Source organism: Mucilaginibacter sp. UYCu711 (assembly GCF_050433825.1).
Classification (GTDB): domain Bacteria; phylum Bacteroidota; class Bacteroidia; order Sphingobacteriales; family Sphingobacteriaceae; genus Mucilaginibacter.
This window is the reverse complement of record NZ_JBNPWM010000003.1, coordinates 269,118-283,120: the sequence shown is the minus strand read 5'-3', so window position 1 is coordinate 283,120 and position 14,003 is coordinate 269,118. Positions and strand designations below refer to the sequence as shown.

Here is a 14,003-nt window from a genome sequence, read left to right as displayed (position 1 = left end):
ATGGGTGTTTTTTCTAAAAAGGATAAAGTAGCGCTTGATCTGCAAGCTATATCTACATTAATTAGCGATGGCAGTACAATTTCAGGCAACCTTAAAGCCCCTGCGGTTGCTCGTATTGACGGCCACGTGACCGGCGATGTAAATATTGACGAGGGTTTGATACTGGGTGAAAAAGGACTTATTGTAGGTAACGTTAACACCAAAGAAATGGTAGTTTACGGCACCGTAAATGGCAATATTAGCACACAATCGCTTGAAATTAAGGGAACCGGAAAAATTACCGGCGACATTGAAACCACCACCCTGCTGGTTGAAGCCGGCGGTGTTTACAACGGCCACCTGGCCATGCAATCGGCTACCAAACAGATAAAACAAATCGCGTAAGGGCGCAATCATCACTTCCGGGGAATACTAAAGCACAGGTTATCAGTAACTCCGGTTTTATTGTGTCATTCATCGATACATTCCAACTATTTACCGATACATCGCGCGGTATACCTGCTAATAATCAGAATTTTAGTATATAAATCAATTATTAAAATTTTTGGATATGGAATTGCTTGGCAAACAAAAAAGAGTGCTGGTACTGGACAAGGATAACAGGATAGCATCGGTTGTTGACGAGATGATGTGGTACGGGGATTGGGATGTTATAATTACTTACGACCCTAACACGGTACTTGATAAAGCCAAAGCCTGCAAGCCCGACCTGATAATTCTTGACTACCCTTTACTGGATAATGATTGCGAAGTAATTTGCCGTGATCTGAAAAACGATGCGCAGCTAAGTAACATTCCGCTTATTGTGGTAACAGCCTACAAAACAAAAAAAGCTAAAGCCGATTGTTTTAAATGCGACGCCTTGTTTATTAAGCCATTAGATATGGAAGTACTGGCATCGCGTATGGAATATTTAATAGCATCGTAAGAAGGACTTTGATTTTATAAAAGCCGAATAGGTATATTTATAAGCCCACACCTCGTTGTGGGGCCAACCAATTAAAATGAGAATAAAAAAAAACATAGCCACCAGCGAGAACGGGTTCATTTTTAACCCGGCAACGGGCGATTCGTTTTCTGGCAATAGCTTAGCTTCTGAGATTATATTAGCGATGAAAACAGGTACGGCTGCCGACCAGATAAAGCACGGCATCCTCCAAAAATATGAGGTTACTGCCGACCAACTTGACCGCGATTGGGAAGACTGGATGGTACAGCTTAAAGAAGCAAATTTATTAGAAAACTAAACGTTATTATATAGTAACACTTTTACTCACCCTCACAATGATCATTGCAATAACAGGTTTAAACGCTAACGATAACCCGGGTCCGGGTGTAGCCGTTATACGGGCACTACGCGAAGAATTTGGCCCGGCGTTAACCATCATCGGTTTAAGTTACGAATCGTTAGAGCCAGGCATTTACCTGGACACCGTAGTGGATAAAACTTACCAGATCCCGTACCCAACAGCAGGAACAGCAGCCCTGAAAGACCGCCTGGAATATATTCATGAGCAGGAAGGATTGAACCTGATCATCCCTAATTACGATGCCGAACTTTACAATTTTATAAAGATATCACCCTTGCTAAAATCAAAGGGAATAAAAACCTTTTTACCAAACCACGAGCAACTGGAAGTCCGTGACAAAATAAATCTCTACGAGTTTGGTAAGAAACATGGCTTTAGCGTACCGGCAGATCAAAAGGTGAACAGCATCATCGACCTGACCAAAGCCGCCGAAGAGTTAGGCTATCCGCTGGTAGTAAAGGGTAAATATTACGAGGCATATGTTAACCATACGGCCGATGTTGCACAAAAATCATTTCACCTGTTAAGTGCCAAATGGGGCCTGCCGGTTATAGCACAGCAATTTATAAAAGGTACCGAAATAAATATTGCCGGCCGTGGCGATGGCAAAGGCAATACTATAAGTGTTATACCTATGCGCAAGCTATATATTACCGATAAAGGTAAAGCCTGGGCAGGTATCACTATTGAAAATAACGACCTGATAAAACTGGCGCAAAAATTTGTAAAGGCCACTAAATGGAAGGGTGGTTTTGAGATGGAGATAATGTGCGATGCCGATGGCGAATTTTTTATAATGGAAATTAATCCGCGCTTTCCGGCGTGGATCTATTTGACTGCGGGTGCCGGCCAAAACCAGCCCGCGGCATTAGTGCGAATGGCTTTGTGAGAGGATGTTGAGCCATTTACCGAATACACAGTTGGTAAAATGTTTATCCGCTACTCTTGGGACCATATCATTGATATTGCAGACTTTCAGCAATTCTCTGCCTTTGGAGAACTATCTGTAGCTAAAGTTAATTTGTAAACAGCGTGCAAAAACTTAAATACGAACGACCGTTCATTAAGAAATTAAATGCCGGCCTGATGAACAAATTTGGCACGCGCACAGAAACGCAGCCGATAAAAGATATCGACGGCGTTTCTGTTAAAAAATTGATGGAACAGTATGGGTCGCCGCTGCCGGGTTTTTTGTTGGGCGATGGGTTATGTTTATTACTTTTGCGCCGTGGATATCAAACGCAAAAAGAATATAGTTTCTATCATCGGATTTGTATTGGGCATGACCGCCGGGATCATCATGCACCACCACGCCATTGGCGCGGCACTTGGTATTACCCTCGGCCTAGCGCTTCGCGAGATCTACGATTAAAAAGCTAACCTATTTATGCAGCTTCGTATCAGAGTCAAAAGCAATTTCATATCCAGCCTTCTCATCGGTTTGCTCCCTGCCGGTTTTGGTGTTTAGCTTCAACGGTTTTAACGATAATTGGCTGTTTTTAAACAGGAAATTTAGCTTCAAAGTATCCTTCATCCCTTCCTGCATAAAGGTCCAGGTGGCGTGGATGGTATCGTTTATAATTGTGCCGTAAAGCGTGCCCTTGCGGCTGTCTTTTTGGTAAGGTAACCAGTTCATTTGCCCTGTTACTTTGTTGCCGTGTACAACTAATTCGACACTGGTGCTGTCGCGGCCTTTTTTACTTAAAAAGCATAGCGAGTATATGGTTGGCGTATTGTTATTAACCGCCGTGTTTTTGGCTTTGGCCAAAGAATCGTTGTTAATTATGGTATCTGTTTTTGCTGTGTCGCTATTGGGCGATGAGCAGGCGGCTAATAATAAAGTTGCCAGGCAACCTAATGCTATATATTTCATATCAGCACAACAGTAATTACACAGTAAAAGTTTGAGGTATGCCAAATGACTGCATTTAATTAAACTTTCTTTTTTATAGGTTTGCGCTGATGGAGCACGTATTAGATAATCCGGCCTACAACGCTTTAAATACCGGCAACGCAAATCTTGCTAACGGCACCGATCGCGTCAAATATTTTGATAGCGAAGTTTCGCCATTTATTGGATTTGATGATAACTTCCCCGCTAATTTTGAAAAGCTTTATGAGCTGATACCGTATGAACGGCCCGTAGGTTTTGTTTCGCCTATTGAAGCAGAGATACCTAAACAATGGCAAGTGATATACCAGGTACCATGTTTCCAGATGGTGCACAGCGGCGATCCAAATCATGTAGATGAAAGCAATTTAATTGTTTTAACAGACAGGCATATCCCCCAAATGGTAGCGCTTACTAAGTTAACCAACCCCGGCCCGTTCTCTGAACGTACTATTGATTTTGGCCACTACCGTGGGATCTTCGACGGCGATAAATTAGTGGCTATGGCAGGCCAACGCATGAACCCGTTACCCTATGCCGAAGTAAGCGCTGTTTGCACCCACCCGGACTATGCCGGCAAAGGCTACGCCAAACAACTATTGCAATGGCAGGTAAATCGCATCATTGCCGAAGGCAACACGCCGTTCCTGCATGTTAAATGCGATAATGAACGCCCTATTAAAATTTATGAGCAAATGGGTTTTGCAATCCGGTGTAAGATGTATTTCTATATTTTGAAGAAAAACAGTTAAGTCCACCAACGCACAAGCATGTCCCGTAGGGACTACCCCTTTGTAGAATAATTAAACCACCAGATGTTTTGCGCCATAGGTGCTACCCTTATTAGACAGGCTTACCTATCGCTATGAGTAGAACCTACGGCGCAATTTTTGAATTTTATTTGTTTGCTACAAGGGGCTAGCCCCTACTGGGTAATAACGGCTGTGATTTTTTTATATTCCTACCACCCAATATTCACATGCACTCCATCCGGGCTATTGTCAAAGCTCAAAAACAGCGTTTTTGACGACGCGTCCCACGAGCTTTTAGCACCTGTAATGGTTTGTCCCTTGTTGTCGGTTAAGGTAATTGTCTTAGCCGCGGCAGGTAGCAAAATACGCATAGCATTAATAGTATTTGCAGGGCTTTTTGAAATAAAACTATACTGACGTGCCCCAATCTGCTCATCATACTGCCTTGACGCCGATGCCAGTACCTGTGGCTTGGTTTTATTGGCCACACGCTTAATATCGATCAAATACGATTGCTCGCTCGGGTTTACTGTTTTCTCGGCAAGCACCGGTAATGTCGGGTCAAACAGGTCGATAACCGGGCCTTTTACTACGTAAGGTTTGATGTCCTCATTCTCGTTCATTACCGCGATGATATCATACGGCCCGCGCTCTAAATACAGGTTATTTTTGATGGTTAGTTTACCCGCCCTGGCATCAACCTCGTAAGCCTGCTTTACGGTATTCAAGTAGTTGCCATCGTTGTTAGCCTGCATTACAAAATCTTTAGGGTTTTCGCGGATAACGTAAACCGTACCCAGGCCAACTTTGTATTTCTGTTTACCGCTATCGGCATTAATGCCTAATAGTTTGAACAGGTGCTGCGACGGCGCGGTATAAGTGTTACCCTTGGTGTTCCACCACTCTAAAACGGTTTGGTACGGGTCATCGTCTTTTCCGATGTAGATCAGTTCGCCGCCTTTTTTAACCCAGGCCACTAATTGCTCATGCACCTGCGCGCTGTTTGGTTTCATGTTAGCGTAGCTCATCACCAAAACCTTAATGTCTTTTAAGGTAGCGGCATAGCCTAAGTTTTCCATGTGTACGGTTTGTACCGGGATTCCGCGTTTAACCAACGGCAGGGTTTGGCCATAAAATATCGAGAACTGCGGGTCCTCAAATCCATTATGCGTAGGAAAACGCTGGAACATGAGCGAGTTACTCATTAGCACCCCAATGCCATTAACGCCTGTTACTTTATTGGTTGATACCGGCATACTGTTCAACGAGTTTACCATCACCTGCATTTGGGTAGAGTAGTATTTGGGAATATATACGCTCGAATCGCTGTTGGCCATTTTATAACGACCGGTGTAGATCCGCTCGGGCCATGGCATCACCTCATAATCGGCAACGCCGGGATATAAAATTTTAGCGGTGAAAGTAGCCTGGTAATTGCGTTTATAATCGGCCCAGTCGCGGCGGGCGTCTTCGATCGGGTCGGTTAAAAAGAAAAGCTTGCGTTTTGTAGGCGCGGTCATTGATACCATCGATCCATACTCTAAAAAGGCATTCTCAAAAACCCGCTCTTTACGTACACCGTTAAAGTAGGTTGCTTCGCGTGAGGTGCCGGTCCAAACCTGTGCTATATAGCCATCAATGCCGGGTAATGACGCCAAACTTGCCTCGGGGCTTACAATGCGCCATGATGAATAGTTAACCAGCGAGTGCGTGGGGATATAAACCTTAACGGTAGTGCCCTTGCTTTTGGCGTAAGCCTTGGCATAGTCTGATACCTGTTTAATGCAGTTATAATACAATTGGTATTTCAGCTTGCTTGACAGGTAGGTGCTCTCGGCGCTTTCGTCCTGTGGTTTCCAGGGGAAGCCATAAAACTTTTGCCATTCCTCTTTAAACGGAACGCTGTAACCGCCGCGTGCCCAAAACTCTGGCTCTTCTAAAAATATCTCTTTAATACCTGCGTCAATAACACGTTTCATTACGCCGGTTTTCATATAATCAATAAATACCTGCGTTGGCACTACGTAAGGGATATTACGGCCATGCATAATGGGCGTGCCGTTTTGCTCAACTTGTGCCAGGTCCAGGTGGTTTTTGCCATCCCATTTACCCAAAAAGAAATCGGCATAATTACCCCAGGCAATGCCAGTCATAAAAGCGGTTTGGTAGCCGTGGTCGCGCCAGGTTTGTACGCGCTGCTCAAAGGTCATTCCCGGGCGGTCGTTAGTGCCGTAAACTATGGCCACGTCTGATCGCACATCAATCTGCGGGATCCACGGGCTGCCGGTTTGGAAAGTTGTTTTTTGCAGCGGCCCGGTAGCAGCGGTTTTAACCTGCGCGGTTGCAGCAAGTGCAGCAACGGCAAAGCCAAATAATAGTAGACCTTTTTTCATATCAATTGCGTTGGGGATACAGTTTCGCAAAGCGATAATTACATCGCGCAGCCAAATATTATCCGGTATAATTTTAGGTGGTTTATAGTTATAACAAGCAGACTGCAAGTTAACAACTTTTTCTGCACGCCATTATTTGCGACATATTTTTTACAGAACAGGAGCTTAAAGTTTATTGCCTCCTGCTGTTGTATTCCTTTGCAGAAGTGAAGCCGTCATAGAAATATCATCATAAAAGCCATCACAAACAAAATACCTGTTATAACGCTTAACTAACTATGAAAAAGGATAATTGTATAATTAACCTGATATACCGAAACTATAATGAATGTAATTAAGAAATATGGATTGCTGAAATTACTGTTGCTTGCCGTGCCCGCATTAGCTTTGGGCCAGGTTAATGCACCTGCTGATTCATTAAAAGCCGATTCGCTAAAGATAAAAAAGACCAGCCTAACACTCCAGCCGGGAGATAACCTTGCGCTGCAATATGATTTTAACGATTTAACCCGCAACATCTTCCACCCGGGCAGGAAGGTTGATCCGGAGAAGAAAAACTCGGGCATTACTATTGTGCCCAATATCGCGGCTAACCCCACCATAGGAGCGCAGCTGGGTATTAAGGCGGTGGCAGGCAAACGTTTGGGTAATGATCCTAAAACTTTGTTATCGGTAGCGGCTACATCGGCATCTATTACCACCAAGGGTATCATTTACTTTTATGTAAACCATAATGTATTTACCCCCGGCAATAAGTGGAACTTCCAGGGTAACATAGTAGCGGCTAAAACCGTAACGCCTGATTTTGGTATGGGCATTGGCCGGGATATTGTTGGCGGCACCGCGCCCGAAAATGTATTGGCTGATAATGCGCGTAAAGTGTATGCCGTACGATCGTACTACTACAACATCCGCGAAAAGATTTATAAAAACATAGGTAAAAATGTGTTTGTGGGTGCGGGTTTATCTTTCGAGATAAGGCGTAACATTACTCAAAAAGACAGTGCCAACAACGCTACACCATCCAGCGCGTATAATAATGAGCATGGTTTCCCGCAAGATCATTATTCGGCCGATGGTTTCCTGTTTAACATTGCGTACACCACCCGCGACAACCCTAACCGGGCTTACAAAGGTATTTACTTTGATGCCGGTATCCGGATCAATCAAAAACTGATAGGCAGTACCAAGACTCTGTACAAATAACGTCTGACTTAAGAAAATATTTAAGCCTGTCTGACAGCAACCCCGAAACGGTGCTGGCTTTCTGGAACTGGGGATCGTACCTGGTTAGCGGCGATGTGCCTTATTTAGAACTGCCCGGCACCGCCCGCGATGGCTCTTTCCGCAGTGGTAGGGGTTATACTTCGCAATATTTCAAGGGCACACAGTTTAACGATACCGAAGCCGAGTTTAGGTTCCCAATCCTTGCCAATAAATTTGTAAGCGGCGTGGTTTTTGGCAGCATGCAAAGTGCTAACGACGAACATGGCACTAAGTTGTTCCAGGTGTTTCAACCGGGTTACGGTGGTGGGTTAAGAGTACTGTTTAACAAAGCCACCCGCACCAACCTGGCTTTGGATTATGCATTCGGCAAATTTGGCAACAAAGGATTTTTCCTGAATTTGAATGAGTCGTTTTAAAAAATAGTTTTCACATATTTGTAATAACCATTTAAAACCACATTTGTGAAACCTACATTTTTTAAAATAGCGCTGCTTGTTATGGTGATGCTGGCAGGGAACGCCGTGTTTGCCCAAAGCAAACTGGTTAAAAATTTAGCGATTGGTAAACCGCAGGTATTGGTAACCTATGGCACCAGCCTTACCGCCGCTGTAGGTGGCAAAGCCTGGGTTTATTCGGTTGATAGCGCGCTGAATAAAAAATACAATGGTTTGTTAAAAACGGTTAACTCGGCTAAAAGCGCCATGTGGTCTACCTGGGGGGTGCAGCATTTGGAAGATAGCGTTATTAAAAAGCACCCGGATGCAGTGTTGATTGAATTTGGTATGAACGACGCCTTTACAGCTTACAATACCAGTGTCGAACTTGCAAAGCTGAACCTGAATTACATGATCGACCGTATTAAACTGGACAATCCCGATTGCGAAATTATCCTCCAAATCATGGATATAGCGCTGGACGGCCACGGCACTGCCCGCCCCGACCTGTTAAAATATTACCAGCTATACCGCGACGTGGCCAAAAGCCGCCACTTGTTGCTGATAGATCATTACCCGCATTGGAAGGCCCTGTTAGACAAAGGCAAAGACGCTTATCTAAAAGCGGTACCCGATGGCCTGCATCCGGGAGTTGAAGCTTCAAAGAGTATGATCGCGCCGTACGTGGTGGCAAGGTTGGAGGGCGAGGTTAAATAAGTCGTTCAATCCCTCTTGTCATCTCTTTCTTCGTTCGAAATGACGGGAGGAGGATATCATTAAGTAACTATTCCGATATACAATTGCCCAATTAACACTTATGTGTATCTTTCTACCCGCAATTATATATTACAATAAAACACTCAATGAAAAAAATAATGCTTTGGTCTGCCGGTGTGCTGGCAGTGTCTATAGGGTTAACCGCTTTTATCGCTACAAAAAACTTTACTGTTTATAAAGCCGACCTTAAATTACCCGAAGGTTTTTCGGCAACTATTGTGGCCGACTCGCTTGGCTCATTGCGCCATTTGGCTGTTACAAGTAAAGGCGATGTTTATGTAAAGATGAACTCGGTACGCCGCAACAAGGGCATATTTTTTCTGAGCGATACCAACCATGACGGACGCCTGGATAAAAAAACAATGTTTGCCGATTATGCAGGTACCGGGATCAAAATAAAAGATCATTACCTGTATGCTTCATCAAACACCGGCGTATTCCGCTATAAGCTGAATGATAAAGACGAGGTTATTGATGTCAACAATCCGGAAGTAATTGTAAAAGGATTATTAGACAGGCAGCACGATAATTCAAAATCTATCGCGCTTGATGCGCAAAACAATCTGTATGTTACGATAGGTTCATGGTCTGATGCTTGTCGTCAGCCAAACTCTGGCGTGGGTATGCCGGGCTGTCCGATACTGGATTCGGCAGCGGGTATCTGGAAATTTAAAGCCGATAAATTGAACCAAACTTATGCCGATGGAGTCAAGTTTTCAACCGGGATAAAAAACGCGGTTGGTATTGATTACAACCCGGGATCAAAAACGGTATTTGCTACGCAGCATGGCCGCAGCTTTGATAAGCTATCGCCACCCTATTTTACCGGCCAAAAAAGTGCCGAACTGCCTGCCGAAACTATTTACGAATTGAAACAAGGGTTAGACGCTGGCTGGCCATATGCGTATTACGATCAGCAATTGAAAAAGAAAATGGTATCGCCCGAGTATGGCGGTGATGGCAAAACCAGCACGGATAAATATGCCGACCCCGCAGTAGCGTTCCCCGGCCACTTTGCACCAAACGACCTGTTGTTTTACACCGGCAATATGTTCCCTAAGCGGTATAAAAACGGCGCGTTTGTTGTCTTACACGGCCGTGCTATCTCGCCGGTTAAGGGTTACCTGGTAGCTTTTGTTCCGTTTGTTAACGGTAAGCTATCCGGCGATTGGGAGATCTTTGCTGATAACTTTACCGGATCGGATATAGAACATCCAACCGGCGCGATGAAGTACCGCCCAATGGGCCTGGCGCAAGGCCCTGATGGCGCACTGTATGTGGCCGATGATTTAAAAGGCGCTATTTTTAAGATAGTTTATAACAAATAGAAATATAAAATGGAAAGCCCCGGTCACTGATTGGGGCTTTTTTTGTTAGCCCGTAATTTATTCACTTCCCTCCATAATGAAGATTGCATTTTTATTTAGGTCGTAAAAGCCAAACTCATTGGTGTTCCAGGGAGTGTTGTTTTTTAATGCATCTGGTTTAATGGTGCCCCTGTTTAAAAATTCTTCATAAAGCGGGCGGATGTTTTGAACATCAATTCTTATTACCGAACCGCCAAGTAAAGGGTCGGATTCAGTATCCGCATGCCATTGTAAATGCAGATAAAGATTATCCCGGTTTAAAATAGCATACATATTGTCGGCAAATTTTACTTCAAAGCCGGTTTGATTTTTGTACCATTCAATATCCCTTGCAATGTCTGCAGATGGTAAAACAGGCATAAAGCCATTAAATATAGTTTTCATGGTTAACTATGTTTAGTTGTTTACCAAATATAAACATTGTTAATGACAGCTAATTACGCTCGGTAACTATCCATTCAAAGGCGATGGTAAGGCCCTGTTCGGCCATCAGCTTAGCGCAATTATTGATCTTTGCTTCCATGGTTCTCTATCTTTTTTAAAAGCTGATAACCGATACCCGCAAACACCGCGAAAACCACATGCGCCGGAATAAGCTGCAAGTAGTATTTATTAAAACTCAAAGCCGGTGGCAGCGGGTGCAGCTTAAAAGTAGTTTTCCAGATAGCTACCGCGATAATGCCACTGATACCGCCGACAATTAAATTATTTTTAATAGAAGATTTTGGCCATCTGCGCCGCCACAGCTCGACGTAAACTAATGAAAACAGCAAGCCAACACCATAATGCCCCAACCAGCCCAGGGCCTGGCATTGTTCCTTGCTTAATGTTGGCAGCAGGCGGTCGGCCAGCTGGCCCAGGCGCTCTGGCTCGCTAAAGTTCTCGCCATCGGCTGCAGATACGAGGTAGCTAAACAGCGTCATAAATGTAGTGCCGGTAATGCCGGCCGTAAGCACATCTTTAGCTTTCATTTTGGTTGATTTTTGGAAGGTCCCGGGTGGCGGGGCCGGTTAATACTTTACCCTCAATATCATACCGCGCGCCGTGGCAGGGGCAATCCCAGCTTTTTTCTTCGCCGTTCCAGTTAACAATACATTTGGCATGGGTACAAACAGGGCTAAGCGCGTGGATGGTGCCGGCATCATCACGGTAAGCAGCAATCTTTTCACCGTTTACTTCAACTACCTTACCGGTGCCCGGCTGCAATCTTTTCAACGAATCTGTCTCGTGGATATTAACACGGTCGGTCACAAAATGGTAAGCTACATCGGCGTTTTCTTTAACAAATTCGCTAAAGCCATCTATAGGTTTAACGCGCGACGGACTAAAGAGGTCCTGGTACTTATTAGGGCGTTTCCTTACCAGGTCGCTCAATATTTTAGCCGCTATGCTGCCCAGCATCATCCCGTTACCGTTATAACCGGTAGCGCAATAAATCCCGTCGGCAGCCAGCGGCATTTGGCCAATATAAGGCAAGCCATCCACCGGAACATAATATTGCGACGACCAGCGGTACTTAATCGATGATACATTATAATATTTGCGGGTATATTTTTCCAGGTCGGCGAAGGCTTTTTCAGCATCCTCATGCCCGGTTTTATGATCAAGGCCACCTACCAGCAACAGTTGCTGCCCGTCAATGGTATGCGAGCGTACGTAATGATAGGGTTCCTGCGTGTCATAAATCAGCGCGTCGGGGTAGTTGCCGCTTTTTAATTTCACAGCGATAACGTAGCTGCGGTAAGGGGCGCACTCAAAATTAAACAGATTAATATTGGGCGGCATATGTGTAGCATAAACCACGGCCTTAGCGCGAACAGAAATATTTGCTGACGCTGCCGTATGAACACCCTCGGTCGTTTCAATACCGGTTATTAATGTGTTTTCTGAAATAATACCACCGGCAGCCAGGTAGGCCTGTTGCAAACTTTGCAAATATTTTAAAGGATGGAATTGTGCCTGGTACTCAAAAATAAGGGCTTTTTTATAGGGCACTGGCGTAGGCACATCTTCAGTATAGTTTACCGCTACACCAACCTTTACTGCTCCGTCGTAAATATCGCCCAACTGTTTTACTTGGTCGTCAGTTTCAGCGTAGATGTAACCGGGCTTATTTTCGTAATCGCAATCAATTTTCAGATCATAAATAGTAGCTTTAATAAGGGCATAACCCTCCCGTATGGCATCTGCAAACAGCTGTGCGCCTTCTTCGTCAAAGGCGCTTTCGGCCTCTTTATAAGTGGTATCAGCAAAAGTATTGATGTGCGCGCTGGTGCCGCCCGTTGTGCCGAAGCCAGTGGTATGCGCATCCGCGATGATGGTTTGTTTCCCTGCTTTTTGCAATAACAGCGCGGTAGTAACACCGGTAATACCGCCACCTACTATCAGTGCATCATAAACCTTATCCGGCGAAACGGTTGCCGTTGCATTGATCTCATTTAAATCAGTTTGCCAGGGGCTTTGCAGCTCTCCGTCGCGCGCTATTGTTACATCAGTTTTAGTTGCCATACTCTTATTACAAAAAGTAAAGGCTATCTGTTTCGAATACTATTAAATAATTAAATTTCGTGCTGGTTAATTAAGGCTGATAAGTAAAAGGCAGCCGGTCGCCAACCTGCAACTCGTTCCACAGTCCTTCCAGCAAGAAGCTGCGATAGTCGAGGTAATTGCCATTGCGATCGACTACGGTGAAATCAAGGTACATTTTAACAACGCCTGCATCTTTACGGGGTGTTAGAGAAGACATATTTGCGGCTATTAGTTTTTTTCTCAATTCGTCTGTAAGCGGCTGATCGGCATTTAATACAATAGCGTTGCTGTTTGTATTTGGCTTAGCCCACGCTGACTGTTTAGAAGTATCAGCTAACAACTTGGACAATGCCGGGCCGTGTTTTATAAGAATTACTTTATTGCTGCTGTGCGCTACCTGGAATTGCTTTTTAAAAGCCAGCCGTATAAAATTACTATCAATGCGGGTAACATATTGGCTCATATCTACAAGCTCGTCACTTATGGTTGGTGTTTTTGAGCCCTCAATAAAAGCGTAACATTTAAAACCTTGCTCGCGGGTGTTATCGGCATACAAACTCCGCAGAAAATGCATAAATGAACCGGCATAAGCAAGTTGCCTGTTTTTTACCCATTCTTTCTTCTGCCTGGTGCTTCCGGGTAGTTCTTCAAATATGCAGTCGCCGGTATAGCTGGTGATGTTCTTGCTTCTGTCATACCTGAATATTTTAACCAGGTACTTTATACGGTACCCCAGGTTTTTGTTTTCGATGATAAGGAAATCGGGCGTGGTAGCTAACAGGATATTTTTATTGGTAGTAAACTCAATATTTTTAGGGTTGATGATGGTGCAGCTTTTAGCATTCTCTGTCATTCCGATAAACTTATTGGTAAAGACCCTAAGCATTTCGTTCCGCCTGGAGTCGGTGCCTATCACTACCTCATTTAATTCGGTAGGTTTTACTTTCATTACAAAATCCGTAGTTACCGGCTTATTGCGTATGTTAACTATCACCCTTTCTGATCCGCGGCCCACCATACTGGTAGCTATTCTGTAAGTGCCTGCCTCGATACTGGTGAACGAATAGTGGCCGCTAACATCCGTCATGGTGTATTTATTTGATCCATCAATAAAAACCGTTACCGACTGCAACGGCGTACCATTTTCATCCTTAATGATACCGGTAATTGAAAAGCCTTGCTGCGCCCAAAGGTTCAGACTCAATAGCATACAGGCGAGTGGGCAGAAAAACAGTTTCATCGTAATTGGCCTTAGGTTTTGATGGATTAAGGTAGCAAATTTATCAGCACAAAAAAATAGCACTTACATCATCGCCGCCTTTT

The 14,003-nt window shown here is 44.3% G+C and carries 16 protein-coding genes; 10 read left to right on the top strand and 6 right to left on the bottom strand.

Going from position 1 to position 14,003, the window contains the following annotated elements:
- From ABIB50_RS08500 to ABIB50_RS08480, 5 genes are all read left to right on the top strand, one after another.
- Positions 1-384: a bactofilin family protein gene (locus ABIB50_RS08500; RefSeq protein ID WP_429378903.1), complete on the top strand. Its 384-nt coding sequence runs from the start codon at positions 1-3 to the stop codon at positions 382-384.
- Positions 385-550: 166 nt separating this feature from the next.
- Complete coding sequence (locus ABIB50_RS08495; RefSeq protein ID WP_429378901.1) at positions 551-928, top strand: response regulator; 378 nt, start codon at positions 551-553, stop codon at positions 926-928.
- A 76-nt stretch (positions 929-1,004) separates the two neighbouring features.
- Positions 1,005-1,247: a PqqD family protein gene (locus ABIB50_RS08490; RefSeq protein ID WP_429378899.1), complete on the top strand. Its 243-nt coding sequence runs from the start codon at positions 1,005-1,007 to the stop codon at positions 1,245-1,247.
- Between the two features lie 37 nt (positions 1,248-1,284).
- The gene (locus tag ABIB50_RS08485; RefSeq protein WP_429378898.1) at positions 1,285-2,199 is read left to right on the top strand and encodes an ATP-grasp domain-containing protein; all 915 of its coding nucleotides are present in this window, start codon (positions 1,285-1,287) and stop codon (positions 2,197-2,199) included.
- Positions 2,200-2,538: 339 nt separating this feature from the next.
- Entirely contained in the window at positions 2,539-2,682 is a 144-nt protein-coding gene (locus ABIB50_RS08480; protein WP_429378897.1) for a hypothetical protein, read from the top strand.
- A 9-nt stretch (positions 2,683-2,691) separates the two neighbouring features.
- On the opposite strand, the gene ABIB50_RS08475 is transcribed toward ABIB50_RS08480, so the two are convergent.
- Entirely contained in the window at positions 2,692-3,183 is a 492-nt protein-coding gene (locus tag ABIB50_RS08475) for a hypothetical protein (protein ID WP_429378895.1), read from the bottom strand.
- An 89-nt stretch (positions 3,184-3,272) separates the two neighbouring features.
- Here ABIB50_RS08475 and ABIB50_RS08470 point away from each other — a divergent pair, with 89 nt between their 5' ends.
- Positions 3,273-3,953 (top strand): GNAT family N-acetyltransferase, encoded by a 681-nt coding sequence (locus ABIB50_RS08470; RefSeq protein ID WP_429378894.1) that lies wholly within the window; start codon positions 3,273-3,275, stop codon positions 3,951-3,953.
- Between the two features lie 209 nt (positions 3,954-4,162).
- On the opposite strand, the gene ABIB50_RS08465 is transcribed toward ABIB50_RS08470, so the two are convergent.
- Positions 4,163-6,346: a hypothetical protein gene (locus tag ABIB50_RS08465; protein ID WP_429378892.1), complete on the bottom strand. Its 2,184-nt coding sequence runs from the start codon at positions 6,344-6,346 to the stop codon at positions 4,163-4,165.
- Between the two features lie 324 nt (positions 6,347-6,670).
- On the opposite strand from ABIB50_RS08465, the gene ABIB50_RS08460 reads away from it, so the two are divergent.
- From ABIB50_RS08460 to ABIB50_RS08445, 4 genes are all read left to right on the top strand, one after another.
- Positions 6,671-7,552 carry a hypothetical protein gene (locus ABIB50_RS08460; protein WP_429378891.1) on the top strand — a complete coding sequence of 294 codons (882 nt, stop codon included), beginning with the start codon at positions 6,671-6,673 and terminating at the stop codon, positions 7,550-7,552.
- A 50-nt stretch (positions 7,553-7,602) separates the two neighbouring features.
- Positions 7,603-7,989, top strand: a complete 387-nt coding sequence (locus ABIB50_RS08455; protein ID WP_429378889.1) for a hypothetical protein — start codon at positions 7,603-7,605, stop codon at positions 7,987-7,989.
- Between the two features lie 45 nt (positions 7,990-8,034).
- Positions 8,035-8,724, top strand: coding sequence for an SGNH/GDSL hydrolase family protein (locus ABIB50_RS08450; RefSeq protein WP_429378887.1), 690 nt, complete (start codon positions 8,035-8,037; stop codon positions 8,722-8,724).
- 146 nt (positions 8,725-8,870) lie between these two features.
- Positions 8,871-10,112 carry a PQQ-dependent sugar dehydrogenase gene (locus ABIB50_RS08445; protein WP_429378885.1) on the top strand — a complete coding sequence of 414 codons (1,242 nt, stop codon included), beginning with the start codon at positions 8,871-8,873 and terminating at the stop codon, positions 10,110-10,112.
- Positions 10,113-10,169: 57 nt separating this feature from the next.
- Here the strand turns inward: ABIB50_RS08445 and ABIB50_RS08440 are convergent, their stop codons facing one another.
- The 4 genes from ABIB50_RS08440 to ABIB50_RS08425 form a co-directional block, all read right to left on the bottom strand.
- Entirely contained in the window at positions 10,170-10,535 is a 366-nt protein-coding gene (locus ABIB50_RS08440; protein ID WP_429378883.1) for a hypothetical protein, read from the bottom strand.
- A 119-nt stretch (positions 10,536-10,654) separates the two neighbouring features.
- The gene (locus ABIB50_RS08435; RefSeq protein ID WP_429378882.1) at positions 10,655-11,122 is read right to left on the bottom strand and encodes a hypothetical protein; all 468 of its coding nucleotides are present in this window, start codon (positions 11,120-11,122) and stop codon (positions 10,655-10,657) included.
- The gene (locus ABIB50_RS08430) at positions 11,112-12,659 is read right to left on the bottom strand and encodes an FAD-dependent oxidoreductase (RefSeq protein WP_429378880.1); all 1,548 of its coding nucleotides are present in this window, start codon (positions 12,657-12,659) and stop codon (positions 11,112-11,114) included. The genes ABIB50_RS08435 and ABIB50_RS08430 overlap by 11 nt, the downstream gene beginning before the upstream one ends.
- A 70-nt stretch (positions 12,660-12,729) precedes the next feature.
- On the bottom strand, positions 12,730-13,920 hold the full coding sequence (locus ABIB50_RS08425; RefSeq protein ID WP_429378879.1) for a carboxypeptidase-like regulatory domain-containing protein: 1,191 nt from the start codon (positions 13,918-13,920) through the stop codon (positions 12,730-12,732).
- Between the last annotated feature and the right edge of the window lie 83 nt (positions 13,921-14,003).